Annotated in this window: 1 protein-coding gene; it reads left to right on the top strand. The window is 31.8% G+C overall.

Features of this window, described 5'->3' with window-relative positions; all coding sequences use genetic code 11:
- Positions 1-269, top strand: a 269-nt coding sequence (locus tag HZY83_RS06630) for a VOC family protein (RefSeq protein WP_179943267.1), incomplete at its 5' end; no start/stop codon positions are given.
- Positions 270-424 lie beyond the last annotated feature (155 nt).

Genomic DNA, 424 nt, shown 5'->3' with positions numbered 1-424 from the left:
GGTTAACACTTGTCTCTCCAACACATCAAGATGGTACAGAATTAATTCTAGAACCAAACGGCAATCCCATTTCTAAAGACTATCAAGAGCGCCTATATGAAGCTGGGATTCCAATTACAATGTTTGGTGTTAAAGATGTAAAACAAACATATGAAACGTTATTAGAATCAAATGTTAACTTTAAAGTTACACCTACCACGATGGGTAGCGTCAGAATTGCTATCTTTGATGATACTTGTGGTAATTTAATTCAAATTATTGAAAATTAAATAAAAAATTAAGAAGAAATAGCAGAGTTTAACACGGCCGGGTAGACTGACCGCATTATTATAAACTCATATAGCTATTTCTTCTCGATTTTACATGTCATGTTATGAATATAAGGTGAGAACTATTGTTGATTATTATGAATTGAGAAGTATAT

Origin of the sequence: Gemella sp. GH3, from assembly GCF_013415425.1 — a bacterium.
Lineage (GTDB): Bacteria > Bacillota > Bacilli > Staphylococcales > Gemellaceae > Gemelliphila.
This window is presented reverse-complemented; position numbering and strand designations above follow the sequence as displayed.